14 protein-coding genes, 3 tRNA genes, 1 rRNA gene and 1 pseudogene are annotated in these 22,265 nt (G+C 51.6%); 17 read left to right on the forward strand and 2 right to left on the reverse strand.

The genetic code is table 11. The features are described from left to right. Positions 1–6: 6 nt before the first annotated feature. The 9 genes and pseudogenes from fabF (at position 7) to ACYVUT_RS04545 (ending at position 6,685) form a co-directional block, all read left to right on the forward strand. Positions 7–1,227: a beta-ketoacyl-ACP synthase II gene (fabF, locus tag ACYVUT_RS04505; RefSeq protein WP_484500079.1), complete on the forward strand. Its 1,221-nt coding sequence runs from the start codon at positions 7–9 to the stop codon at positions 1,225–1,227. A gap of 2 nt (positions 1,228–1,229) precedes the next feature. After that, positions 1,230–1,697, forward strand: a complete 468-nt coding sequence (accB, locus tag ACYVUT_RS04510) for an acetyl-CoA carboxylase biotin carboxyl carrier protein (RefSeq protein ID WP_484501527.1) — start codon at positions 1,230–1,232, stop codon at positions 1,695–1,697. Between the two features lies 1 nt (position 1,698). Further along, entirely contained in the window at positions 1,699–2,142 is a 444-nt protein-coding gene (gene fabZ / locus ACYVUT_RS04515; protein ID WP_484501528.1) for a 3-hydroxyacyl-ACP dehydratase FabZ, read from the forward strand. Further along, positions 2,135–3,503, forward strand: a pseudogene (accC, locus tag ACYVUT_RS04520) (acetyl-CoA carboxylase biotin carboxylase subunit). The gene fabZ and the pseudogene accC overlap by 8 nt, the downstream one beginning before the upstream one ends. After that, positions 3,490–4,338 carry an acetyl-CoA carboxylase carboxyltransferase subunit beta gene (locus ACYVUT_RS04525; RefSeq protein ID WP_484501529.1) on the forward strand — a complete coding sequence of 283 codons (849 nt, stop codon included), beginning with the start codon at positions 3,490–3,492 and terminating at the stop codon, positions 4,336–4,338. The pseudogene accC and the gene ACYVUT_RS04525 overlap by 14 nt, the downstream one beginning before the upstream one ends. Continuing rightward, on the forward strand, positions 4,331–5,098 hold the full coding sequence (accA, locus tag ACYVUT_RS04530) for a carboxyltransferase subunit alpha (protein ID WP_484501530.1): 768 nt from the start codon (positions 4,331–4,333) through the stop codon (positions 5,096–5,098). The genes ACYVUT_RS04525 and accA overlap by 8 nt, the downstream gene beginning before the upstream one ends. Before the next feature lie 9 nt (positions 5,099–5,107). After that, entirely contained in the window at positions 5,108–5,872 is a 765-nt protein-coding gene (gene fabI, locus ACYVUT_RS04535) for an enoyl-ACP reductase FabI (protein WP_439774822.1), read from the forward strand. Between the two features lie 9 nt (positions 5,873–5,881). After that, complete coding sequence (locus tag ACYVUT_RS04540) at positions 5,882–6,547, forward strand: biotin--[acetyl-CoA-carboxylase] ligase (protein WP_484501531.1); 666 nt, start codon at positions 5,882–5,884, stop codon at positions 6,545–6,547. A gap of 54 nt (positions 6,548–6,601) precedes the next feature. Beyond that, a tRNA-Leu gene (locus ACYVUT_RS04545) sits at positions 6,602–6,685 on the forward strand. Between the two features lie 164 nt (positions 6,686–6,849). Here the strand turns inward: ACYVUT_RS04545 and ACYVUT_RS04550 are convergent. Continuing rightward, on the reverse strand, positions 6,850–7,470 hold the full coding sequence (locus tag ACYVUT_RS04550) for a DUF3862 domain-containing protein (RefSeq protein ID WP_439774824.1): 621 nt from the start codon (positions 7,468–7,470) through the stop codon (positions 6,850–6,852). Positions 7,471–7,748: 278 nt separating this feature from the next. Between ACYVUT_RS04550 and ACYVUT_RS04555 the strand changes: the two genes are divergently transcribed. The 5 genes from ACYVUT_RS04555 to ACYVUT_RS04575 all read left to right on the forward strand — a co-directional run bounded on the left by ACYVUT_RS04555 (position 7,749) and on the right by ACYVUT_RS04575 (position 16,910). After that, positions 7,749–10,865: a polysaccharide deacetylase family protein gene (locus ACYVUT_RS04555; protein ID WP_484501532.1), complete on the forward strand. Its 3,117-nt coding sequence runs from the start codon at positions 7,749–7,751 to the stop codon at positions 10,863–10,865. A gap of 23 nt (positions 10,866–10,888) precedes the next feature. Next, positions 10,889–12,193 carry a nucleotide sugar dehydrogenase gene (locus ACYVUT_RS04560; RefSeq protein WP_484501533.1) on the forward strand — a complete coding sequence of 435 codons (1,305 nt, stop codon included), beginning with the start codon at positions 10,889–10,891 and terminating at the stop codon, positions 12,191–12,193. 18 nt (positions 12,194–12,211) lie between these two features. Continuing rightward, positions 12,212–14,056, forward strand: a complete 1,845-nt coding sequence (locus ACYVUT_RS04565) for a glycosyltransferase (protein ID WP_484501534.1) — start codon at positions 12,212–12,214, stop codon at positions 14,054–14,056. Continuing rightward, the gene (locus ACYVUT_RS04570; RefSeq protein ID WP_484500090.1) at positions 14,043–15,938 is read left to right on the forward strand and encodes a hypothetical protein; all 1,896 of its coding nucleotides are present in this window, start codon (positions 14,043–14,045) and stop codon (positions 15,936–15,938) included. Before ACYVUT_RS04565 ends, ACYVUT_RS04570 begins: the two co-directional genes overlap by 14 nt. A 201-nt stretch (positions 15,939–16,139) precedes the next feature. Next, positions 16,140–16,910, forward strand: a complete 771-nt coding sequence (locus ACYVUT_RS04575; protein WP_439775495.1) for a formate/nitrite transporter family protein — start codon at positions 16,140–16,142, stop codon at positions 16,908–16,910. Between the two features lie 110 nt (positions 16,911–17,020). Here ACYVUT_RS04575 and adhE read toward each other — a convergent pair whose 3' ends face one another. Further along, positions 17,021–19,723, reverse strand: coding sequence for a bifunctional acetaldehyde-CoA/alcohol dehydrogenase (gene adhE / locus ACYVUT_RS04580; RefSeq protein WP_484500091.1), 2,703 nt, complete (start codon positions 19,721–19,723; stop codon positions 17,021–17,023). 611 nt (positions 19,724–20,334) lie between these two features. On the opposite strand from adhE, the gene ACYVUT_RS04585 reads away from it, so the two are divergent. From ACYVUT_RS04585 to ACYVUT_RS04595, 3 genes are all read left to right on the forward strand, one after another. After that, a 16S ribosomal RNA gene (locus ACYVUT_RS04585) occupies positions 20,335–21,896 on the forward strand. A 114-nt stretch (positions 21,897–22,010) separates the two neighbouring features. Then, positions 22,011–22,084, forward strand: a tRNA-Ile gene (locus tag ACYVUT_RS04590). Between the two features lie 68 nt (positions 22,085–22,152). Continuing rightward, positions 22,153–22,225, forward strand: a tRNA-Ala gene (locus ACYVUT_RS04595). Positions 22,226–22,265 lie beyond the last annotated feature (40 nt).

The following is a 22,265-nucleotide window of genomic DNA, read 5'->3' on the forward strand; positions in this document are numbered from 1 at the left end:
GAAGATATGCGAGTAGTAGTTACAGGCATGGGGGCAGTCAGCCCGAACGGCAATGGCTGCCAGGCTTTTGTTGAAAATACTTTAAATGGCGTGGTCGGCATCAAGCCGATCAAGAAGTTTGATGCCAGTGAGACCGGCATCAGCGTGGCCGGGGAAATCGATGATTTTGACGTCAGCCAGGTCGTCGGCAAGAAAAACGGCAAGCGGATGGACCTGTATTCCCAATACGCCATCCAGGCCTGCCAGGAAGCCTACGATATGGCTGGCCTCACGCCGGAAACGGTGAAGGCGGAAGAAATGGGCGTAATTTTTGGCTCAGGGATCGGGGGTCTGACCACGATTGAAGAACAGGTCATCAAGATGCATGACAAGGGGCCAAAGCGGATTTCACCTTTCTTCATCCCGATGGCTATCGCCAACATGGCAGCCGGCAATATCTCCATCCGCTTCAATGCCAAAAATATCTCGACTTCCATCGTCACGGCCTGCGCCAGCGGGACCAACTCCATCGGGGAAGCCTACCGGCAGATCAAGGAAGGCCGGGCTGAGGTTATGATTACCGGGGCCAGCGAAGCCAGCGTCAATGAAACGGCGATCTCCGGCTTTGCGGCTTTAACCGCCCTGTCAACCAGCACTGACCCTTTAGAGGCATCTTTGCCTTTTGACCAAAACCGGCACGGCTTTGTCTTAGGCGAAGGGGCCGGGGCCTTGATCCTGGAAAGCCTGGACCATGCCCAAAAGCGAGGCGCCAAGATTTTGGCTGAAGTAGTCGGCTACGGGGCGACCAGCGATGCCTACCACATCACCAGTCCTGATCCAAAAGGCGAGGGAGCGGCCAGAGCCATGCGGCTGGCAGTTGAAGAAGCTGGCATCAAGCCGGACCAAGTCGGCTACATCAATGCCCATGGTACGGCGACTAAGGCCAACGACAGCGGGGAAGCCAAGGCGATTCATGAAGTCTTTGGCGACCAGGTCCTGGTTTCCTCAACCAAGGGGATGACCGGTCACCTCTTAGGGGCCGCGGGAGCGGTTGAAGCCGTCATCACCTGCGCCAGCCTGCAAAAAGGAATTTTGCCGGCTAATGTCGGCTGCTTTGACCAGGACCCGGAATGCCCGGTCAAGCTGGTTAAAGCGGGCGAGCAGGAACAAGACGTTGAGTTTGCCTTGAGCAATTCCTTTGGCTTTGGCGGTCACAATGCCGTGTTAGCTTTTAGAAAGTGGGCTTGATTTTGGAAATAACAGATGTTGAAAGACTGCTGGACAAGTTTGAAAAGTCCAGCATCCGGGAAATGAAGCTGAGCTTGGATAATGCGGAACTTTTTCTGAGCAAAAATGAGTACACGCAAAAGACAGAAGCAGAAATGGTTTTGCCAGCCAAAAAAGCTGAAAGTCCTGCTCCTGCGCCAGTTGAAAAAGTTGAAGCGGCAGAAATTGTTCAAAGAGAAATAGCTGAATCTGGCCATGCCATCAAGTCGCCTCTAGTCGGGACGATTTACCTGCAGCCTGCTCCGGACAAGCCCGCTTTTGTCAAGGCAGGCGACCAGGTCAAGGCCGGCCAAACTGTCTGCATCGTGGAAGCCATGAAAATGATGACGGAAATCAAGAGCGATGTTTCCGGCACTGTCAAGGAAGTCTGCGTGGAAAATGAAGATTTGGTCGAATGCGAGCAAACGCTCTTTTTGATTGAGGAGGCCTAGCATGACAGTTTTGGATTCCAGCCAAATTCAGGAGATCATCCCCCACCGCTATCCCATGCTCTTGATAGACAAGGTCATTGACCTGCTTCCTGGCAAAAGGGCGGTGGCTATCCGCAACGTGACAATTAATGAGGCAGTTTTCCAGGGACATTTCCCGGGAAATCCTGTCCTGCCCGGGGTCTTGCTCGTGGAATCCCTGGCCCAAACCGGGGCGGTGGCGCTCTTGAGCGATGACCGCTTCAAGGGGCAGACCGCATATTTTGGCGGCATCAAAAATGCTAAGTTCCGCCAAATGGTCAAGCCGGGCGACCAGGTTAAGCTGGAAGTGACTTTGGAAAAGGTTAAGGGCCAGATCGGCCTGGGGCAGGGGATTGCCTGGGTCGACGGGAAAAAGGCCTGCACGGCGGAATTGACCTTCATGATTTCAGGTGAGAAAAATGTTTGACAAAGTTTTGGTCGCCAACCGGGGCGAAGCCGCGGTCCGCATCATCCGGACCCTTAAGGAAATGGGCATCAAGTCCGTCGCTATCTATTCAGTAGCTGACCGAGACAGCCTCCATGTCCAGCTGGCTGATGAAGCAGTCTGCGTGGGCGGAAGCCGCCCCAGCGACTCCTACTTGAACATCAAAAACATCATTTCCGCTGCTACTGGGACCGGGGCCCAGGCCATCCACCCGGGCTATGGCTTTTTGTCAGAGAGCGCGGAATTTGCCAGCCTCTGCACGGCCTGCGGCTTGACTTTTATCGGGCCAAAGGCGGAAACCATCGACCAGATGGGCAACAAGGAACATGCCCGCCAGCTGATGATCAAGCACAAGGTGCCGGTTACTCCGGGCAGCCGGGACTTTATCAAGTCGCCAGAAGAAGGCAAAAAGGTTGCTGAAGAAGTCGGTTATCCGGTCTTGCTGAAGGCCGCGGCCGGCGGAGGCGGCAAGGGGATCCGGCAGGTCAAGGAGCCTGGTGAAATGGCTGATGCTTTTGACCTGGCTCAAAACGAAGCCCGGCTGGATTTTGGCAATGACCAGATGTATCTGGAGAAAGTTTTGACCAAGGTCAAGCACATCGAGGTCCAGGTTATCCGGGACAGGTTTGGCAACTGCGTTTACTTCCCGGAAAGAGACTGCAGCCTGCAGCGACGCAAGCAAAAGGTGATTGAGGAGAGCCCTTGTGAGCTGATCAGTAAAGCTGAGCCAGATCGCTGTCCGGGCTGCTGAAGCAGCTGATTATCTGAATACGGGGACGATTGAATTTTTGATGGACCAGGACCATAATTTCTACTTTATGGAAATGAACACTCGCCTGCAGGTTGAACACACGGTGACGGAAATGGTTACCGGGGTTGACCTGGTCAAGGCCCAGATCCTGGTCGCGGCCGGGGAAGAATTGCCTTTTAAGCAGGAAGACTTGAGCTTTAAGGGCCACGCTATCGAATGCCGGATCAACGCTGAAGATTCCAGCAGGGATTTCATGCCGTCAACCGGCCAGGTGGACTACCTCTTTTTGCCGGTCGGCAACCCGGGCATGCGGATCGATTCCGCTCTTTACCAGGGCATGGTGGTTTCGCCATTTTACGATTCCATGCTGGCCAAAATTATTGCCTTAGGCAGCAGCCGGCAAGAAGCCGTTGCCCGGATGCGGCGGCTTTTAAAGGAGCTGGTGATCCGGGGGGTCAAGACTAACCAGGACTTTCACCTGGCCATTCTGGACGATCCGGAATTTAAGCAGGGGACTTTTACCAATACTTATTTGGAGAGGGAATTTTTGCCCCGCTGGAAGGAACAGGTAGACAAGCATGAGGCTGTTTAAAAAAAGAAACACGATCTCTGAGCGGCACGTCAAGGCCAATAAAAGGGCGGAAGACTTAGTGCCGAGTGGTTTGATGCAGCGGTGCCCGAATTGCGGACTGGAATTTTTCGCCAGCCGCCTGGACAAGTACAAGACCTGCCCTGACTGCGACTACGGCTTCCGCTTGACCGCTAAAGAGCGCCTGGCCTGGCTCTGCGAGGAAAGTGAAGAGTGGTTTGGGGACATTAAACCCAGCGACCCCCTGCATTTTCCAAATTATAAGGCAAAAGTTGCCAGCGGAAAGAAAATGACCGGCTTAAATGAAGCGGTTTGGACCGGTTTAGCTAGCATTGGCGGACAAAAGACAGCCCTGGCCATCATGGATCCCTTTTTTATCATGGGCTCTTTGGGCCAGATGACCGGGGAAAAACTGACCCGGCTCATTGAAGCAGCTACCGAGAAACAGCTGCCGGTCGTAGTCTTCACGGCCAGTGGCGGGGCCCGGATGCAGGAAGGGATCTACTCTTTGATGCAGATGGCTAAAGTGGTTAACGCCGTTAACCGGCATAAGGCAGCTGGCCTTTTATACCTGGTCGTTTTGACCGATCCGACTACCGGCGGGGTGACGGCCAGCTTTGCCAGTGAAGGCGACATTACTTTGGCTGAAGCCCACGCCATGGTGGCCTTTGCCGGCCGCCGGGTGATTGAGCAGACCATCCATGAAAAGCTGCCAAAAGACGCCCAGCGGGCAGAAACTGTTTTAAAGCACGGCTTTATCGACCGGATCGTTTTGCGGCAGGAAGAAAAAGAGACCCTGGCCTGGCTGTTAAAGTACGGAGGGATGCAGGATGACTGATGCAATGGAAACGGTCCGGGCAGCCCGGGCCAGCGACAAATTGTCGGCCCACTATCTGCGAAGTCACTTGTTCAGCGACTTTATTGAGCTGCACGGTGACCGGCAGGGGGCAGATGACCCGGCTATCGTGGGCGGGATCGGCCTTTTTGCCGGTCAGCCGGTGACGGTGATCACCACCAGCCGGGGGCATAAGCTGGAAGAACGCCTGGCCAAGCACTTTGGCCAGCCGGAACCAGCCGGCTACCGGAAAGCTGCCCGCTTGGTCAAAGACGCAGCCCGCTTTAAGCGGCCGGTGCTCCTTTTTATCGATACCGCCGGGGCTTTTCCCGGCAAAGAAGCTGAATATGCCGGCCAGGGGCAGGCGATTGCCCAGTGTCTGACAGATATTGGCCAGGCCGAAACGCCAATTATCAGCGTGATTTTCGGTGAAGGCGGGTCTGGCGGTGCTTTGGCCTTGGCCTGCGGGGATGAGGTCTGGATGCTGGAAAATTCCATGTATTCGGTCCTGTCTCCTGAAGGCTTTGCCTCTATCTTGTGGAAGGACGCGGGCCGGGCGGCTGAAGCAGCTGAGCTCTTGGGCCTGACGCCGGAATCCCTCTTAAAGGGGCAGGTGATTGAGGGCGTGATCAAGCAAGAGGGCAGCAAGGATGCCCAATGCCGGGAAATTGCTCGGGTCTTAGAAGAAGAATTAGCAAAATTGAAAAAGCTGCCGGTCAGCAGTTTGCTCAACCGGCGCTATGAACGTTTCAGAAAGTTTTAGGTGAAGAAGATGGCAGGAATTTTAGCTGGAAAAAAGTTTTTGGTAATGGGCGTGGCCAACAAGCGGTCCATTGCCTGGGGCTGCGCTGAGCAGATCAAGGCCCAGGGCGGGGAAGTGGTCTACAGCTATCAAAATGACCGCCTGGAAAAGAGCCTGCTCAAGCTGGGGATAGCGGCAGACAAATTGGTTGAATGCGATGTGGCCAGCGATGAGAGCATTGACGCGGCTTTTGACCAAGTGAAAGAAAAGTTTGGCCAGATCGACGGCTTGGTCCACGCGGTGGCTTTTGCCCCGAAAAACGAACTGGAAGGGTCCATCCTTAATTCCAGCCGGGAGGGCTACCTGACTGCTCAAAACATTTCCAGCTATTCCTTGATTGCCGTGGCCAAGGCCGCCCAGGAAAAGGAACTTTTGGCCCCTAAGGCTTCAATCGTTACCTTGACCTTTATCGGGTCGGAAAGAGCCATTACCAACTACAATACGATGGGGATTGCCAAGGCGGCTTTGGAAAGTTCCGTCCGCTACCTGGCCCGGGACCTGGGCAAGACTGGCAGCCGGGTCAACGCGATTTCCGCCGGGGCCATGAAGACTTTGGCCGTAACGGGGATTGGCGGGCACAAGGAACTCTTGGAACAGTCCCGGTCCTTGACGGTTGACGGGGTCAATGTGAGCTTGGAAGAACTGGGCAACTGCTGTGCCTTCCTGCTCAGCGACCTGTCCAGCGGCCTGACTGGCGACATCATCTATGTTGACAAGGGCGTTCACCTGTCCTAGGAGGCAGTGATGGAGATTTACAGCTATCCAGTCTTGCCTTCTACGCAGGATTTGGCCAAGGAGCTGCTCAAAAAGAAAAAGCCGCCTTTTGCCGTTAGTGCAATTGAACAGACGAAAGGCTATGGCAAGCAGGGGCGAGCCTTTTATTCGCCTAAAAATGGCCTTTATCTGTCAGTTTGCCTGGAAAAGCAAGAGAATCCCCTGCTGACCCTGGCGGTGGGGACGGCAGCAGCCGATTTTTTACGGGCCAGGTATGGACTGGAAATCGGCCTTAAGTGGCCCAATGATCTCTATTTCCAGGAGAAAAAAGTTGGCGGCATTCTGACTGAGCAGGTGGCAGGCGGGATAGTAGTCGGTCTGGGCCTTAACTTGGGCTCGGAACTTCCGGCTAATCTGCCCCAGGCCGGCCGCCTCTTGGCCGCAGGGGATTTTGATCCGCTTTTGGCAGATGATTTGGCCTGTGTCATTTGCCGGGCCGGCAGCTGGCAGGATTTTCTGCCCCGCTACCGGGAATTGAGCATCTTGCCTGGCCGGGTGGTTACTTTGAAAATCGCTGGGCGGACCATCTCCGGCATTTGCGCCGGCTTTGACGACCAGGGCCGGCTCTTGCTGGAAAAAAGCGGAAAGGTCAGTGCCTGGTCCAGCGGAGAGGTAATTAAGACAAGTTTTTTGTAAAAAAACCTTCCCTTTTCCGAAAACTTTTGCTATTATAAATATTGTCATCGGAAAGCCCACTTGGCGGAATTGGCAGACGCGCAGCGTTCAGGTCGCTGTTCTGGCAACAGAGTGAAGGTTCGACTCCTTTAGTGGGCATGACTTAAGCAAGCAGAAATGCTTGCTTTTTTGTTTTCTGTTTTTCCATCTCCTTTTCAATTTTCTACTTTATCTTTTATTCCTTACTTCTACTCCATACTTTCTATCTCTATTTTATTTTTTAGGTCCAAAAAGAGCTCCCGGTATTCGGGAGCTCTTTTGCTTTAGTTAAAGTTCTGGGCTTTTTTGGCGACCAGCTTGTTTTTCTGGAAGGTAACGTAGAAGTTGGCTTGCCCGTCGCTCTTGAGGCCACTGGTGTAGAGCCAGAGGACCACGTCAGAATTGGAATAGTCAGATTCTGAGTAGCCGTTAGGCTTGCCGACAATGGCTTCGACTTCTTCTTGGGTCATCCCCTTCTTGAGAGACTTGTAGTCTTTTGGCGTAATCTTTTTGGACCGGTTGACTACAAGGCCGGAAATCTGCTTGGCGATCGCCACCCCGTTGGCGAATTCAACGGCCAGGTTGGAGCCGGCGCTGCCGTTTTGGACCCCTTCCCAAGTGTAAATGGTAGCCTTCAGCTTGCTGGTGTTGGCCTTGCTCTTGGCGTCTGCTTCCCGGCCCAGGAGGTCAGTTACCTGGCTGGGGGTGGACCCGGTCTTTTCAACGACCTTGATCTTCTTGTAATTAGTGAGATTGATCTTGTTGCTGGTCTGCTTGACTACATTGGAACTGGAAATTGAGCTCGCTGCCTTCTTGGCGCTTTCGCTGTCAGTCGTGGTCTTTTTGCTGGAGCAGGCAGTTAGAGCCAGGGCAGCAAAGGCAATCAAGAGAACTTTCTTTTTCATGACACCCTCCGTCTTTTCGTTCTTGGATTTTCATCCCTTTTATTTTAGACAGTAAAGGCTCCCTTGTCCACGCCGGCAAATAATTCTTAAACAGATTAAATAGGACTTTTGATAACCCAAAAGAAATAAATCTATTTTAAACAAAAATGATATTACCCTTGTTAGCGCTGTATACATAATACAATATGGATTAGAATAAAATATAGAAGTGCGATTAACTAATAAGAATGACTGAAGCGAATGCAATTTTTTCAAAAAATAAAATGGGGGATTGAAAAATGCGCAAGGAAGCAAGGAAAAAGAGAAAGCTGGACAAGACCGGCTGGGGGATCTTGACCATCGTTATTGCTATAGCAGTGGTCTTAGCCGGCTGGCTGACCTACCGGGCCGTGCAAGTAGCCCGCCTCAGCCGGCAGGTTGACGTGAAAGTTGACGGCACAAAAGAGCTGAAGAGCGGGAAGGCTTCAGCCAAGCTGCTGGCAAAATATGAGGCAGCACAGCCCACTGACCTTCTTACCAGCCAAACTGCCGCGAAGAAGCGGTCCGCTGTTTTGGTCTTTGCCGGTTTAACCGACAGCCAGGAAACAAATGAAAAAATTCTGGATTACCTCAAAAAAGCTGGTGTTTCGGCCGCTTTTGCCCTGCCAGCCGCCCGGGCGCGGGAAAACGACGTGATGATCAAAGACCTGGTAAAAAGCCGCCAGCAGCTGATCGGCAGCGGGATTATGGGAACAGAAGGCAGCCAGGCAGCCGAAGTCTTGCTGCCCAAGCTGCAACTGGCCAAAAAGAGCCTGGAAGCTGAAAGCAGGCAAGAGATCAAGCAGCTCTATTTGCCTGGCAAAGCCGACTACTTGGCTAAGGCTGCTGCTACTTGCGGCTACGAGGCCCTGGTTTGTCCGGAAAACAGGGATGTGCTTGACCGGCAGACTTTTACCAAGGAAAGTCAAGTCAAGAACTATGTCCAGCAATTGTCCGGCCAGCGGATCATCGTGGTCAACCTGGCCGGCTTAAAGGCGCCTGTCCACCAGGAGCCAGCTGTCAAGGTCGCTAAACCGGCCCTGGACAAGCAGGCCCAGCTGGCTGACCAGCAGAAGAAAAGCAAGAAGGAGCTGGAAATCGACCAGGTCGTCCGCCTGCTTTTGCAAGACTTAAAAGAAGAAAAAATTTCCTGCCAGCCTTTAAGCAGCCTCAAGCCGGTTAAGTCCTCCAGCTATATCAAGGCCCAGATGGCTGACGATGACCAGCAAGCCACGCTTTACCGCTATTCTTTGACCAATAAGAAAAAAGTGGCCTTGGTGATTGGGCCGCTGCATCAGGAGAGCAGCTACCGGAAGTTTAAAAAAGTATTGGTTAAAGCAGGAATCCCGGCAACTTTTTTAAGCGATGAAAAAACGCCAGATGCATTGATTAAGCAGATCAAGGAAGCCGGCTATGGCCTGCAGCTGGCCAGCCAGACTGCTTTAACAAATAATTGGACGGCTTATCAGACTTTGAAAAATGGGCAAGAGCGGCTCGCGAAAATTTCCAAGCCAGCAGCTTACGTTTTGAAAAAGAGCGACCAAAGCAGCGCCGTCAGACGGGCCTGCTGGCAGACCGACCTCACTCCGGTTGCTCAAAATTCAGCTAAAAAGCTGAAACCCGGCCGCTATATCTTTTTCAAGGCAGGGGAAGCAGGCAAAATGGCAGCTTTTGCCAAGCAGGGCAAGAAGGCTGGCTACTCTTTCACGACCCTGGCCAGCTTAGTCAAAAATCCTGCTATCAAGGCCCTCAGCCAGCAGGAAATAGCTAAAATGCGCAAGGAGAACCAAGGGCAAAAAGATCAGCCGCTTACGCAAGTGCTGACGACTGAGCCGGCCCTGTCTTTGCTTTTGACCAATCTCAGCCACTCAGCAGTTGACCAGGAAGTGGGGCAAATCGTCAAGGACCGGGATGGGGCCGCGACTTTCGCTGCTTCTTTTGGCGAACTCCAAGATGAGGCCTTGACTATTGAGCAGCTTTTAAAAGAGGGGCATGAATTGGCCCTGGTTTACCAGGAGAGCAAGGCTTTTCCAGCTACTTTCAAGGGAGCCAGCCAGTACTTGCACAATTGCCTCGAATACTGCCAATGGCGCTTTAATTACCAGCCAAAATTAGTGGTCGTTTCTGGCAAAAAGTCCAAGGCCGAAGTCTTAGAAGCTATCAAGGCGGCCAAGCTGACGGCCATTGCCCCCAAGCAGGCCTTGATCAAGGCCAAGAGCCAGGACAGCACTTTTTCCAGCCTGGCTAAAAACCGGCAGGAAGTTGCCAAGCTCCGTTTTAACCGGGGGGCAATTGAAGGAATCAACCTGGGCTATTATGAGGCGGACCAGGTCCGGCAAAAGGGGGAGAAAACCGTCATGGGGCAGATGGTGCAAGACCTGCTGAAAGACAAGTTGGATGCCATTGCCTATCATCCCCGGGGCAAAAAGATAGAAGCTGCCAGCCGCTACAAATTGAAAACGGTCAGCCAGCTTAAGGCTTCTAAAGCCTGCTACAGCTTTAACGACAAAAAGAGCAAGCTGGTAGAAGCCGGCAAGCGGAATTTGACCAAGCTCAAGCCTTATTGGCGGGAGTTTGCTTATCTGGAGCAGCATTATGTTGGCAGCAATTTCGTCACCTCCCCGGTCAAGATGCCGGGCTTTGACTACTGGGAAACTAACCGCCTGGATCAAGTTGGCCGTTTGACAAACGACCGCGTTCTCTTTTTGACTTTTGACGACTGGGGTAGCGACGAATCCATCAATAAGATCCTGTATGTGTTGAAAAAGCATCATGTCAAGGCAACCTTCTTCGTCTTGACCGAAAACGTGGACAAAAATCCCAACTTGCTGCGGGCAATCGCGGCTGATGGTCATGAAATCGCCAGCCACTCCAACTCGCACTGGCCCCTGGCAACCAGTAATAACGGGGCTTATCATAACCTAACTGTTAAGGAGACCGCGGCCATGCGCAAAGACCTGGCTCAGTCTTACCAGAAACTGAACAAGTATGTCGGTAACGTCCAAGTTGCCGGGAAAAAGGCCCTGTCCCTGGACTTCCGGCCGCCAACTCTGGAAGTTTCCAAAAAGGGCCTGGAGGCGGTCTTTGACGTGGGCTTCCAGTACGCGGTTTCCGGCGACGTTTCAACCAATGACTATGAACAGACCAGCTTCCAGAAGTACTTGCATGACCTGAAATACGGGTCGGGCAAGGATGACAATGACTACCAGGTGACAAACGGCAGCGTGATCGTCATGCACATGCTGGAAAATGCCAAGTATACCGCCCAGGTTTTGGACATCATGATTCCCATCTGGAAAAAAGCGGGCTACAGCTTTGCCCGGGTTGACCAGTATACGGCAGCTTATTCCCGGCAAAGAGCGAAGGAAAGCAATTAGAGAAAAGAGAGGGACTTGGAATAATGAGGATTTTTGACAAACTGACCAAAGGACAGGGCAAGCTCTGCGTGGTGGGCTTGGGTTACGTCGGCCTGCCGCTGGCGGTGGAATTTGCCAAAAAAGTGCCGGTGATCGGCTTTGACATTAATGAGGATAAGCTTATGGCTTACCGGAAGGGGGCAGACCCGACCCATTCAATGGGCGACGTCAGCCAAAGCGGGATCGACTTTACCAGCGATGAAAAGCGGATCAAAGAAGCCGATTTTGTGATCATCGCGGTCCCGACCCCGGTTTACGAGGACAATGAGCCTGACCTCCGGCCTTTAAAAGGGGCCAGTCAAACAGTTGGCCGGAATTTGCAAAAAGGAGCGGTCGTTGTTTATGAATCAACTGTGTATCCGGGCATGACGGAAGACTTTTGCGGGCCGATTTTGGAAAAAGCCAGCGGCATGAAAATTGGCCAAGATTTTAAAATCGCCTATTCGCCAGAAAGAATCAACCCTGGTGACTGCCAGCACCACCTGACCAATATTAAAAAGATCGTTTCCGGCATGGACCAGGAGACCTGTCAAACGGTCAAGGAGGTCTATGACCTGGTCATCGAGGCGACGGTGCCGGTTTCTTCAATTAAGGCAGCCGAAGCCATCAAAGTGACGGAGAACAGCCAAAGAGACGTCAATATTGCCTTTATGAATGAATGCGCGGCGATTTTTGACAAATTGGGCCTGGATACCCAGGAAGTCCTCAAGGGGATGAACAGCAAGTGGAATGCCCTGGGCTTTCAGCCGGGCCTGGTCGGCGGCCACTGCATTGGGGTGGACCCCTACTATTTGATCCAGCAGGCAGAAAGATACAATGCCGATGCCAGTCTTTTGCGGATGAGCCGGGAGATCAACAACCGGGTGGCGGGCTTTTTGGTCGAAAAAACCATCAAATTGCTGGCCTTGACTGGCCGGCCGGTCAAGGGAGCCCGGGTTGGCCTTCTGGGGATCACTTTTAAAGAAAACGTAGCTGACGCCAGAAACAGCAAGGCAGCTGATATCGTCAAGGGCCTGGAAGAATATGGAGTCCAGGTTTTGGTGGCAGATCCGCATGCAAGTCCCCGGGACATCAAGCAAAAGTATGGGATCGATTTGACGGATATGAGCGAGATGAAGGATTTGGACGGTCTGGTCATTGCCGTGGCTCATGACGAGTTTAAAAAGCTGGATCTGAATAGTTTTTACAAAAAAGAGCTGGCAAATAAGGACCGGGTCCTGGTTGACGTCAAGGGCCTGTATCCTGCTGAAGAAGAAGAGGCGCTGGGGCTGACTTACTGGCGCCTGTAAGGAATTGGGGTGAGCAAGATGGCTAAGGGCCAAGAAAAAGAGGAGGAAGTCCTCTTAAAAGAAAAAAGCGACCGGCGTCTATTGCCGCACGTTCCTGACCCCCTGGGCCAGCGGACCAATCTTGACCGCCGGGGCAAGTATACTAATGATGAAGACTTGACGACCCTGATAAAAGAACATGCCTTAGGGGTCCGCTATATCAGCCGTTTCCCAGTTAAAGTCAAGGCGGAGAGCAAGGGCCGGCCTTTTAAGGTGACCGGGGAGTGCCGGGATATTTCGGATACGGGGATGCTTCTGGCGGTAGAAGACGACTATGACCTCTTAAAAGAGGCGAAAAACGTCCACCTCAACTTCAAGGTCCCGGCCGGCAGCATGCCGGAAGGCCACGAAATGCGCTTTAGGATCAGCGGGCAAGTCGTCCGCGGCGTCGACTCCAGCCAGGCAGTGGGGATTGAATTTTCCCAGACCCTGCCCAGCTACATGGACCGGCATAAGGACCGCTATTTATTGCTTTGCGCGGCAATCCTCCTGGCTTTTGTCAGCCTTTGCGTGGTTTTGATGCGGGCAGAATCAGTCATCTACTTCAAATACAACGCGATCTTGTACAGCTATTCCTTGATCGCGGCTGCTTTTTTGCTGACCCGTTACCTTTTTGGCAGCCTCTACCGGCCGGTCCCGATCAATCCTGATTTTACCCCCTCGGTGACGATCGTGATTCCCTGTTTTAATGAAGAGAAATGGATTCAGCGGACGATTTTGTCCTGCCTGGACCAGGCCTATCCGGTCGACAAGCTGAAGGTCTATGTCGTTGACGACTGTTCAAGTGACCAGTCAGTAGCTAAAATTCATGAGCTGCTAGAGAGGCTGAACGACAAGGAAGGGGACCGTTACCGGGTAAATGACCGGGTGAAGCTTTTCGTCCAGGAGAAAAACGGTGGCAAAAGGGTGGCCCTGGTCCGGGGGGTGGAGCAGACTGACACTGACCTGGTCATGTTTGTCGACTCTGACTCCTTTTTAGAACCAGATGCCGTCCGCAATATAGTCCAGCCCTTTCAGGACCCGAAGATGGGCGGCTGCGCGGGCAGATGTGACGTGGCTAATACTTACACCAATGCCTTGACCGAAATGCAGTCGGTCCGCTACTACATTGCCTTCCGGATCATGAAGGCAGCTGAAGGAGTCTTTGACGCGGTAACCTGCTTGAGTGGTCCTTTGTCCTGCTACCGGCGCGAACTCGTGATGAAGTACAAGGACCGCTGGATCAACCAGCGCTTCTTGGGCCACAAGGCTACTTTTGGCGATGACCGGGCCATGACCAACTTTATTCTTAACCACCACCGCTGCTGCTACCAGGATACGGCTGTCTGCTCGACGATCGTGCCCCGCAAGCACCGGGTCTTTTTAAAGCAGCAGATGCGCTGGAAGCGGTCCTGGCTGAGAGAATCTTTGATGGCCGGCCGCTTTATGTGGCGCAAGGAGCCTTACGCGGCCATCAATTTTTATATCGGCTTGATCGTGCCGATCATGGCCCCGGTTGTGGTGGTTTATAACTTGCTTTACGTACCATTGACCCAGCATATTTTCCCGCGGACATTTTTGGTCGGCCTTCTATTGATGAGCTTGATGATGTCTTTTGCCCAGCTCTTCTTGAGAAAGAGCACGACCTGGACCTTTGGCTTCCTCTTCTGCATTTATTACGAGCTGGTCTTGCTCTGGCAGATGCCGATTGCCTGGGTTACCTTCTGGAAGTCGACTTGGGGGACCCGGCAGACGCCAAGTGATGTGGCGGCCCAGGAGAAAAAGGACCAGCGGAAGCTAAAACGGCAAGCGAAGATGGAGGGTGGTGCAAATGAAAAAGAATAAGCGCCGGCCCTGGCTGCAGACCAAGAAGGATGTGGTCAAATTAGTCAGATCAATTTTGGAATGGATCAGCTTGATTGTTTTAGCGGTCATGGTGGTCAAGGCCCTTTTCGTTTTCAAAAGCTACCAGCCCTATAGCAAAAATGATCCTGAAGTTGTTGACGGGCAGGACCATGGCTTTATTTCCCTGGCCTACTTTGGGGTTGACCGGGAAGGCAGCGACAGCTTGATTTCCTTAAAAAGACTGGAAGAAGAGCTGACAGCTTTAAAGCGGCTGGGCTATGTGACAATCAGCCAAAAAGACGTGGAAGACTATTATTACCGGGGCAAGCCCCTGCCTAAAAAAGCCCTTTTTCTCTTGTTTGAAGACGGGAGAAAGGATACGGTTCTTTTTACGGAAAAATTGCTGGAAAAATTGAACTACAAGGCGACGATTTTAACCTACGCGGAAAAATTTCAGCGTGACGATCAGAAATTCATCTCGGCCAAGGACTTGAAAAAGTTACAAAAAGAAGGCTTCTGGGAACTGGGGACCAACGGCTACCGCCTGTCTTATATCAACTGTTATGACCGCTATCACCGCTTTTTGGGCCAGCTGGACTCAAGGGAGTTTGTCGAGATCAACCAGTATATCGGCCGGAATTACAACCACTATCTGATGGACTATATCAGAGACAAGGACGGGATGCCGGTAGAGACTACTAAAGAGATGCGTAAGCGGATCAAGCGTGACTACCAGCTGATGGACCGGATTTATAAAGAGCAGGTGGGAGAAGTGCCGGATCTTTACTGCATCATGCACTCCAATACCAGCCGCTACGGGGACAACGCCAATGTTTCAAGTGCCAACGCGGCCAGTCTGGAAAAAATGTTCAAGCTGAACGTCAACCGGGAAGGCTTTTCCTATAATACCCGGAAATCCTCGCCCTATGACCTGACGCGTCTTGAGCCTCAGGCCTGGTGGTATACCAACCACCTTTTGATGCGGATTAAAGACGACCTGCCAGCCAAAGAGCAGAAGCAGATCAAGTTCGTCAAGGGCAGCCAGCGCCGCTATAAGAAGTGGCAGCTGGTCAAGGGAGCGGCGGAATTCAAGCAGAATTTGATTGCCTTGACTTCAGAATCGGAAAGCAACGGTCTTTTGACTTTGAAAAAGGCAAAAGTTGGCGACTGCAAGCTGAACTGCGAATTATTGGGCAATAAGATCGGCCAGCAGACGGTCTATTTGAAAACCCAGGGGACAGCTTCAGGCAAGCACAATTTTTCCAGCTACCTGTCACTGTCTTTAGAAAACAATATTCTCTACCTGCGGCAAAAGCAGGACGGGGCAATTACGACCCTGTATAAGGTTGACATGTTCAAGCTGGAGGATGATAAACCGGTTTCCGTGCCCGAAGACAAGCGGGCAGCTTTAAGCTCAGAACTGAATGTCCGCGGCCGCTTTGCCCAAAACAGCACCACGGCTTCTTTATACAAGCTCAAGGCTTTTAAAAAGAAGCGGCAGAAGGCCAAGAGCGTTAAAGAGGGGGCGAAAGAGTACGTGCCGGAAATCCAGATCCAGGATCCAGGTGACGTCAAAGCTGAACTGATTGTTAAGGGGAGCAGCCTGACTTTAACGGTTAATGGCAAAAAGCTCTGCCAGCGGCAGATCAAGGCGCAGGCAGCCGGCGGGGTAGCTTTGGAAAGTGCTTTTGGTGGCTTTGGCCAAAGCCAGCGCAACATCGCGGATGATGTTTATGACGGGGCCTTCAAGGACCTTGTCATCACCAGCCCGGACGGGGAAAAGGTCTATTACGACAACCGCCTGCACGGCTGGGAACTGGTCTCATATAAGTGGAATCTCTTCTGGAATAAGGTGGTTGACTGGTTCATTGTCAATTTGTAAGAAAAAGCTCAATCCTGCATAACTGCAAGGATTGAGCTTTTTTCTTTTGTGGCTTCTACTCGCCGCTATTCCCGTAAAGAATATTTCTGACTAGAGAAATATTTGATTTATATCAAAAAAGCGTTTACATAAGTCGAAGAAAAGAATATAATGATTTACAGGAATTAAGTGCTTTCATGCAAAAGAATAAGAGGTAACATAATGTACAAGGAATCATTTGCCGCAGCTGCGGGCGCGGCACAAAAGAAATTTAACCTGCTCAAGAATAATCCAGCTGGCTATGTCCTACTTTCCGTTTTGGCAGGGATGTACATCGGCTTTGGGATCCTGCTGGCTTTTACGGTTGGGGGACAATTAGGGACAAGCCCCTTTGCCAACTTGATCAAGGGGTTGATCTTCGGGGTTGCCTTGAGTCTGGTGGTAATTCCCGGGGCTGAGCTTTTTACTGGCAACAACTTTGTAATGAGTGCCGGTCTGCTGGAAAAGAAGGTCAAGCTGAGCCAGGCGGCTCTCTTGTGGCTGCTTTGCTGGCTGGGCAACCTGCTGGGGGCTGGCATCTTGGCTTGGATGTTTGTCAAGTCTGGCTTGGATTTGCCAGTTACGGCAACTGTCTTTACCAAGGCGGCAGCCGCTAAAATGGCAGCGCCAGCTGGCCAGCTTTTCTTGCGGGGTATTCTCTGTAACATCTTGGTCTGCCTGGCTGTTTGGTCAGGTTTCCAGACCAAGAGCGACTCAGCTAAGCTGATCATGATCTTCTGGTGCCTTTTAGCCTTCTTTTCAACTGGCTTTGAACACAGCGTGGCCAATATGACGACTTTCATCGTTGCCTTGCTGGCTCCAGTGCAAGGGGCAGGCGCCATTTCAGCTGGCGGCATGTTCTACAACCTGCTCTGGGTAACCCTGGGCAACATGGTTGGCGGTATCGTCTTCGTGGCCTTGCCATACTGGCTGGCTGCCAAGGACAAGCAATAATAACTGAAAACTCCTTTTACAAAAACAAGTCCTGCTTGATGAACTCAAACAGGACTTGTTTTGGTGTATTACAGATGACTAAAATTTTAGAAAATCTAGGGAAGGAATTTTTAATACATGCTGATCAGCAGCTGCTTGATTTCAGCCATGCTTGGCTGGCGCGGGTTCTGTACCGTGCACTGGTCATCGTAGACCCGGTCGATCATGGCTGGCAAGGCAGCGTCGAAGGCTTCTTTGCTGACCCCGTTGGCTGACAGGGAGGGCTGAATGTCGCAGGCCTTCATCAGTTCCCGGATCCGCTTGCAAAGAGAATCAACCAGTTCAGCGTCATTCTTGCCTGGCAGGCCTAAGCTGCGGGCGATATCAGCGTAGTCTTTTTGGGCCCGGTAAACTTCATATCTTGGGTATGGGGTCCGCTTGACATTGCCGCTGGCTCCGTTGAACTTGATGACCGGCAGCATGGAAATCGAGATGCAGAGGCCATGCGGGAAACCAAAGGCCCCGCCCAGCTTGTGGGCGATAGAGTGGTTAAGGCCTAAGAAGGCGTTGGCAAAAGCCATCCCGGCTAAGGTTGCCGCGTAGTGCATGTTTTCCCGGGCTTTTTCGCCTTCATAAGTCGGGTGCTTTGGATCATACTTGTAAGAAGCTTCCAGGTTGTTCATGATCAGCTGGATGGCTTTGAGCGACCATGGCCGGGTGAAGTCGCTGGCGGCAACAGAGACGTAGCTTTCCAAAGAGTGGGAGAGGCAGTCAAAGCCGGAGAAAGCCACGGTATGCTTTGGCACGGTCATGACAAAGGCCGGGTCAACGATGGCGACTTGCGGGGTCAGTTCGTAGTCAGTCAGCGGGTACTTGACATGCTGCTTGTCGTCGGTAATGACGGCATATGGGGTGACTTCTGATCCGGTCCCTGAAGTGGTTGGGATGCAGATCAAGCTGGTCCGGGTCTCATGCTTGAACTTGACGATCCGCTTTCTGATGTCGACAAATTTTTGCTGCAGTTCCTTAAAGAGCTCGCTCACATTGTCATAGTTGTCCAGCCAGCCTTCTTCTTGGTCCAGGCTGTATTCGTAGATGTAGCGGGCAATCTTGGAGACGTCCAGGGCGCTGCCGCCGCCGATGGCGATAATGGTGTCGGGCTCAAACTTCTTCATCTTCTTGGCAATCTTGATCGCTTGGCTCAGCGGCGGGTCAGGCAATACTTCACTGTAGATTGCCGTGTCGACGTGATTATCTCTTAAGGCTAATTGCTCATAGATCTTGTCAACGAAGTGAAACTTGACCATGCCTGGGTCTGCGACGATAAAGGCCCGGTTGATTTCCTGCTCATTTTCATCTGAGAGGTAGGTAATGGAGTCTTTTTCGTAAAAAATCTTCTCTGGCAGGCGGATCCATTGCGGCCGGTTGCGCCGCTTGGCAATGGTCTTGATGTTCAAAAGGTCGCTGGTTGACAGGTTGTGAGACAGGGAGTTCTTCCCCCACGACCCAGTCCCCAAGGTCAAGCTCGGCCGCAGGGCATCAGTGTAAATGTCACCGATCCCGCCTAAAGCATCTGGCTGGTTGACCAGGACTCTGGAAGCTTGGACTGCCTTGCCGTATTCATCGATGAATGGGTCGTCTTGGGAGCCAATTTGAATGGCGGCATTGTGGCCGGCACCTTGGTAGTCGAGCAGGGCTTTGACGATTTTGATCCCGTCTTCCCGGTCCTTGGCCTTGTAAACTGACAGAAGCGGGGAGAGCTTTTCGGATGAAAGTTTTTCACCAATGTTCTTTGGATCCAGTTCAAATAGGATGACATCCTTGCCTTCAGGCAGGGTGATGCCGGCGTGTTCGCAGATCCAGCGGGCGCTCATTCCGGCAACCGGACCATTGACCCCGTGCTTGTCATTGAAGACGAAGTCGGCCAGCTTTTGGTAGTCCTTTTTTGGAAGCAGGTAGGCACCTTTGTCCTGCATCATTTGCAGCCACTTATCGTAGATTGGTGCTTCAACTACGGCTGAGTTTTCAGTCGCGCAAACCATGCTGTTGTCAAAGCGTTTGGATAAAAGGATGTCTTCAACAGACCGGTCCAAAAAGGCGGTGTGGTCAACGTAAACAGCACCGTTACCGGCACCGACCCCCATTGACGGATTGCCAGACTGCAGCGCTGCGTGCACCATGCCGGGACCACCAGTTGCCAAAATAGAAGCGATCTTTGGGTTGCGGATCAAGGCGGTGGTGTTTTCCAGGCTGGCCTTGTCGATCCACTGAATGATGTTCTTTGGGGCACCAGCCTTTACTGCCGCGTCATACAAGATCTGGGCAGCATGGATTGAACATTTCTGCGCCTTTGGGTGGAAGGAGAAGATGATCGCGTTTCTGGTCTTTAGGGCTACCAAAATCTTGAACATGGTCGTTGAAGTTGGGTTGGTGGTTGGCACGATCCCGGCTAAAACGCCTAGAGGAGCAGCAACTTTGATATAGCCTTCAACCTGGTTTCTTTCGATAATGCCAACGGTCTTGTCGTGTTTGATTGAGTTGTAGACATTTTCGGTAGCGAAGCGGTTCTTGGTATCCTTATCTTCTACCACGCCGCGGCCGGTTTCATCTACTGCCTCGTGAGCAAGCTCAAGGGAGGCTTCACTGCCGGCCAGAGCCATGGCAGCCACGATCTTGTCAACTTGCTCCTGGCTGTAAGTCGAGTAGGCTTCTTCAGCAACCAGGGCTTTGTTAACTAATTCACCGGTATAACGCTTGGCTTCTTCCATTTTTTCTTCTGCAGACAATTCCTTGCCTGTTTCAACAGCGGTCTGTGTTTTCTTTACATCAACCATTTTTTCTCTCCATAAAAACTACTACATTTTTTCTGAGGTTCTGCTTTTTTGTGAACCTTTTCACCTAACATGATAGTCTCTTTGTTTTCTTTGTCAAGGCAAAAAAGGCTATAAATTTCAATGAATTCGAGTTATGTAAATGCTTACATCTGTGTCGGAGTAGAATGCTGAAAGCGCAGAAAAAAGCAAAAATAGTGAATAACATCACTTTTACAAGCTGGGCTAGACCTAGAAAATAGATGATAAATAAACAGCAAGGCAAGAATAGATTAGCGAAGAGTAGGAATGAAAATAGAGAAAAATTAGCAGAAAATTGAAAATAAAGATTGACGAAATTAACAAATGGGGGTAAAGTAGTAAATGTCTTCAAGCAAAACGCGAAGCGCTTTCTTAATGAAAAGCAATTGAAGACAATAAATATCGAAAACTTGTTGACAAGAAGTCGACAAGCGAGTAAGATATAAAACGTTGCGTCACTTGACGCAAGTTGGTACTTTGAAAACTGAACAAAGTTTCGCAGTGTGCGGGTCAAACAAAGTTTGATCCAAACAAATAAGCGAAGTCAATTCGCAAGCAAATAATCTGGAGCAGATTAAAAAGAGCTCAATTTTCAAATTGAGAGTTTGATCCTGGCTCAGGACGAACGCTGGCGGCGTGCCTAATACATGCAAGTCGAGCGAGCTGAATTCAAAGATTCCTTCGGGATGATTTGTTGGACGCTAGCGGCGGATGGGTGAGTAACACGTGGGCAATCTGCCCTAAAGACTGGGATACCACTTGGAAACAGGTGCTAATACCGGATAACAACATGAATCGCATGATTCAAGTTTGAAAGGCGGCGTAAGCTGTCACTTTAGGATGAGCCCGCGGCGCATTAGCTAGTTGGTGGGGTAAAGGCCTACCAAGGCAATGATGCGTAGCCGAGTTGAGAGACTGATCGGCCACATTGGGACTGAGACACGGCCCAAACTCCTACGGGAGGCAGCAGTAGGGAATCTTCCACAATGGACGCAAGTCTGATGGAGCAACGCCGCGTGAGTGAAGAAGGTTTTCGGATCGTAAAGCTCTGTTGTTGGTGAAGAAGGATAGAGGCAGTAACTGGTCTTTATTTGACGGTAATCAACCAGAAAGTCACGGCTAACTACGTGCCAGCAGCCGCGGTAATACGTAGGTGGCAAGCGTTGTCCGGATTTATTGGGCGTAAAGCGAGCGCAGGCGGAATGATAAGTCTGATGTGAAAGCCCACGGCTCAACCGTGGAACTGCATCGGAAACTGTCATTCTTGAGTGCAGAAGAGGAGAGTGGAACTCCATGTGTAGCGGTGGAATGCGTAGATATATGGAAGAACACCAGTGGCGAAGGCGGCTCTCTGGTCTGCAACTGACGCTGAGGCTCGAAAGCATGGGTAGCGAACAGGATTAGATACCCTGGTAGTCCATGCCGTAAACGATGAGCGCTAGGTGTTGGGGACTTTCCGGTTCTCAGTGCCGCAGCAAACGCATTAAGCGCTCCGCCTGGGGAGTACGACCGCAAGGTTGAAACTCAAAGGAATTGACGGGGGCCCGCACAAGCGGTGGAGCATGTGGTTTAATTCGAAGCAACGCGAAGAACCTTACCAGGTCTTGACATCCTGTGCAAAACTTAGAGATAAGTCTTTCCCTTCGGGGACGCAGAGACAGGTGGTGCATGGCTGTCGTCAGCTCGTGTCGTGAGATGTTGGGTTAAGTCCCGCAACGAGCGCAACCCTTGTCTTTAGTTGCCATCATTAAGTTGGGCACTCTAGAGAGACTGCCGGTGACAAACCGGAGGAAGGTGGGGATGACGTCAAGTCATCATGCCCCTTATGACCTGGGCTACACACGTGCTACAATGGGCAGTACAACGAGAAGCGAACCTGTGAAGGCAAGCGGATCTCTTAAAGCTGTTCTCAGTTCGGACTGCAGGCTGCAACTCGCCTGCACGAAGCTGGAATCGCTAGTAATCGCGGATCAGCACGCCGCGGTGAATACGTTCCCGGGCCTTGTACACACCGCCCGTCACACCATGGAAGTCTGCAATGCCCAAAGTCGGTGGGATAACCATTAGGAGTCAGCCGCCTAAGGCAGGGCAGATGACTGGGGTGAAGTCGTAACAAGGTAGCCGTAGGAGAACCTGCGGCTGGATCACCTCCTTTCTAAGGAAAGACACACAATCAGAGAGTGGGAACACTAATAGACGATTGTGAGTTACGGAAGCACACTGCAAAAGAAACTTTGTTCAGTTTTGAGAGTACCAACAATAAGAACTTGGGCCTGTAGCTCAGCTGGTTAGAGCGCACGCTTGATAAGCGTGAGGTCGATGGTTCAAGTCCATCCAGGCCCATTGAAATGCAAAGAAAAGTCTTTACATTTCGGCCAAGATGGAGTAACATCTTAAAAGTTGATATTTACGGGGGCATAGCTCAGCTGGGAGAGCACCTGCTTTGCAAGCAGGAGGTCATCGGTTCGATCCCGTTTGCCTCCATTGGCCGCAAGGCCAAGTTTGTACGTTGAAAACTGAATAT

The sequence above is a fragment of the Lactobacillus sp. WILCCON 0059 genome, assembly GCF_057197985.1.

Bases quoted from the DNA above. Each gene is read 5' to 3' on its own strand.
- ACYVUT_RS04575 (WP_439775495.1), top strand. From the start codon at position 16,140: ATGTACAAGGAATCATTTGCCGCAGCTGCGGGCGCGGCACAAAAGAAA.
- fabI (WP_439774822.1), top strand. From the start codon at position 5,108: ATGGCAGGAATTTTAGCTGGAAAAAAGTTTTTGGTAATGGGCGTGGCC.
- ACYVUT_RS04555 (WP_484501532.1), top strand. From the start codon at position 7,749: ATGCGCAAGGAAGCAAGGAAAAAGAGAAAGCTGGACAAGACCGGCTGG.
- ACYVUT_RS04550 (WP_439774824.1), bottom strand. From the start codon at position 7,470: ATGAAAAAGAAAGTTCTCTTGATTGCCTTTGCTGCCCTGGCTCTAACT.
- ACYVUT_RS04525 (WP_484501529.1), top strand. From the start codon at position 3,490: ATGAGGCTGTTTAAAAAAAGAAACACGATCTCTGAGCGGCACGTCAAG.
- ACYVUT_RS04560 (WP_484501533.1), top strand. From the start codon at position 10,889: ATGAGGATTTTTGACAAACTGACCAAAGGACAGGGCAAGCTCTGCGTG.
- ACYVUT_RS04570 (WP_484500090.1), top strand. From the start codon at position 14,043: ATGAAAAAGAATAAGCGCCGGCCCTGGCTGCAGACCAAGAAGGATGTG.
- adhE (WP_484500091.1), bottom strand. From the start codon at position 19,723: ATGGTTGATGTAAAGAAAACACAGACCGCTGTTGAAACAGGCAAGGAA.
- accA (WP_484501530.1), top strand. From the start codon at position 4,331: ATGACTGATGCAATGGAAACGGTCCGGGCAGCCCGGGCCAGCGACAAA.
- fabZ (WP_484501528.1), top strand. From the start codon at position 1,699: ATGACAGTTTTGGATTCCAGCCAAATTCAGGAGATCATCCCCCACCGC.
- ACYVUT_RS04565 (WP_484501534.1), top strand. From the start codon at position 12,212: ATGGCTAAGGGCCAAGAAAAAGAGGAGGAAGTCCTCTTAAAAGAAAAA.
- fabF (WP_484500079.1), top strand. From the start codon at position 7: ATGCGAGTAGTAGTTACAGGCATGGGGGCAGTCAGCCCGAACGGCAAT.
- ACYVUT_RS04540 (WP_484501531.1), top strand. From the start codon at position 5,882: ATGGAGATTTACAGCTATCCAGTCTTGCCTTCTACGCAGGATTTGGCC.